The organism is Photobacterium sp. MCCC 1A19761, assembly GCF_037389125.1.
Taxonomy (GTDB): Bacteria; Pseudomonadota; Gammaproteobacteria; order Enterobacterales; family Vibrionaceae; genus Photobacterium.
This window is the reverse complement of record NZ_JAZGTF010000024.1, coordinates 1-2,173: the sequence shown is the minus strand read 5'-3', so window position 1 is coordinate 2,173 and position 2,173 is coordinate 1. Positions and strand designations below refer to the sequence as shown.

The window sequence follows — 2,173 nt, the reverse complement described above, 5'->3', positions numbered from 1 at the left end:
CATCACGGAATATTACAGCAAGGTCAGGCCACATCAATATAACGGTGGTTTGACGCCAAATGAGTCAGAACGGTTATTCTGGAATGACTCTAAAACTGTGGCCAATTTTACTTGACCACTACAATGCTGTAGAAGTAAATCAGTATCTAGAGTTTTTTATGGAGCAAGGAATTACCATTTTCCCCATTCATTTAAACCCAAATAAAGAAGCTTTGTACGAACGTTCAATGGCATGTGACAGAGTTAATTCACACAAAATATCAAACCAAGAAGCGATGGCTAAAGTACTCGCAGAAATGAAATTTAGTCGGATAGAGCATCTCAACTCATTATCAATTGATAATACCGAGCTTTCAGCGTGTGATGTAGCAAAGTTAATCGTTGCACACGTTAGCTAAAATTCGCATACAACGCTTTAAGACGGATTCGCAACGCGTGGTATTTTCACAATGCGTTGATTTTAGTGATTTAGGTGGTGTGCAGAAAAATCATATTGCGTTGCTCACCACTTAAGCGGGCGTTATGTTTTTCTCGATATCTGGGGGAGATTTGAAATGGATAAAAAAGTAGAGTTAGCTTTGGAAGCTATAAGAGCCTCACACGGAACAGAGTCAGGTGAATACGGTATCGACTTGTTCGTATCTCATCATTTAGATGAACTCCCAGCAACAGTATGGCTAGAAATTATAGGTAAAGAAAATCCAAGCTTCGATGACGTTTTGTCAGCACTTATATTAACTTATGTCGAGGACGACGTTTATGATTTCACTTTACCCAATGATGTCACTAATTACCTAATAAGCGTTTCATTTGATGAAAATGGTCAAGTTGTTGATATTGTGATGGAAAGCTGAATTCGTCAGGCGATAATTGTTTTACTATCGAAAGGGAAATTGACACGATGCTTTCTTTGTTTTTAAAGTGCTTACTTGGCGCAATAGCTGTTTTGTTGATTGCGTTACTTTCCAAAACCCGGAGTTTCTTTATCTCGGGTTTAGTTCCATTGTTTCCGACGTTTGCTTTAATCGCGCACTATATTGTGGGATCGGAAAGAACAATGAGTGACTTAAGAATGACCGCGGTGTTTGGCCTGTACTCTCTAGTACCTTATGCAGCGTACTTAGTGTCAGTATATTTTTTCAGCTACAAATATGATTTATTCTGGACCTTGTCCTTGGCATCCGCTGTTTGGGTGTTTTTCGCCTTGGTATTGTTAGTGTTCTGGACTAAGTTATTTCCGGTAATGGGGTAGCGCCTAATACATATGAGACTTCTCGGTTTCAAAGGATAAATAAACCCCGTAGGCTAATGAATAACCGATATTTCGGAATCACAAAGCTATCTACTCCGCTTTGTCATTTTTGCCATTCATCATGGCTTACGACAAATCCATATTTCGGGGCTCTTACTTTGGTCTCACCGCTGCCTGCCTGGATTGAGGCAGGGCTACTCAACATGATTTCGTTAACCTGGACAGGTAGGACTCAAAGGCATGGTATTTTGAAGTCGTAAAGGCTTCCAACTCGATGATAGCTGACAGGCTATTGGCAAAATTAAAAAGGACTTTCGAGTGGGTTATTGTTCTGTAGGTCAAGAGGTTGCCTTTGTAAACATCGCCGTAGATACTGAAACTCTATTACGCAAAAATAATACTATAGACAATTGTTCAGAGGATGGCGTCCGGTGAATTTGTAATCAGATTTACCAAGTGTGGCGAAGCCTGATGAGAGGGAGTCCATGTTATTCATTAGTCGTCACGGAGTAGGAGAGTAATGCTGAAAGGTTCGAGTAAGTGGAGCGGTGGTTATTGGCCGGTTGTCGTTGTGGTATTCTCTCTTCTATTTTTGCCTAACGCCTTCGGGCTATTGATAGGCTGGTTTCATAGTGTTGATGTGAAAGGGTGGTGGTCTTTGTCATTAGTTTTGTCCTCCATTATTAGTATGCTATATGCTTCCGCTTTCTCGAAGGTTATGACACGGCCCGGTCGAACTCATTTCTTGTTTATTGTTACATATAATTTGATTTTGGCATCACTGTTACTTCTTAAATCGTATTTGTTTTATACTGTCGAAATTGATTGGCTGAAAGTTAATTCTGGAGAAATAGAGCTTTCTTTTTACCAAGGCGTCGTTCATAGCGATTCCACGTTTTATGTACTATATGGTGTATTTTT

The 2,173-nt window shown here is 39.9% G+C and carries 4 protein-coding genes; all 4 read left to right on the top strand.

The annotated features are described in order from the left end of the window. The first annotated feature begins 59 nt into the window (after window positions 1–59). The gene (locus tag VV869_RS18725) at window positions 60–398 is read left to right on the top strand and encodes a hypothetical protein (RefSeq protein WP_337736440.1); all 339 of its coding nucleotides are present in this window, start codon (window positions 60–62) and stop codon (window positions 396–398) included. A gap of 156 nt (window positions 399–554) precedes the next feature. Next, entirely contained in the window at window positions 555–854 is a 300-nt protein-coding gene (locus VV869_RS18720) for a DUF2004 domain-containing protein (protein ID WP_337736439.1), read from the top strand. A gap of 47 nt (window positions 855–901) precedes the next feature. Beyond that, entirely contained in the window at window positions 902–1,252 is a 351-nt protein-coding gene (locus tag VV869_RS18715; protein ID WP_337736438.1) for a GlpM family protein, read from the top strand. Window positions 1,253–1,772: 520 nt separating this feature from the next. Then, window positions 1,773–2,173 (top strand): hypothetical protein (locus tag VV869_RS18710; protein ID WP_337736437.1); only part of this gene is annotated, 401 nt, incomplete at its 3' end.